This is a genomic window from Bacillus cereus group sp. BfR-BA-01355 (genome assembly GCF_022663675.1).
Lineage (GTDB): Bacteria > Bacillota > Bacilli > Bacillales > Bacillaceae_G > Bacillus_A > Bacillus_A thuringiensis_S.
In genome coordinates, this window is the sequence record NZ_JAKUFY010000438.1 from 1 (window position 1) to 235 (window position 235).

Here is a 235-nt window from a genome sequence, read left to right on the forward strand (position 1 = left end):
GCACACGCTGTGCTTTCGCCAACTTATCTTCTAATGATCGGAAAAACTTCGGATTTTCATAGTGTGTTCCATCTGACAAAATAGCGAAATCTTTTAGTCCTACATCTATTCTAATGTAAGAATGTGTTTTCGGAAGTTCTTGTACTTCTGTTTCAACTAATAGTGACACAAAATATCTACCAGAAGGGTTCCGTCTAACTGTAGCATTTACAATACGCCCCTCTACTTCGCGACT

1 pseudogene is annotated in these 235 nt (G+C 38.7%); it reads right to left on the reverse strand.

What is annotated here, in order from left to right:
* A pseudogene (locus MR167_RS32385) lies at positions 1-235 on the reverse strand (IS200/IS605 family element RNA-guided endonuclease TnpB); the annotation flags it as partial.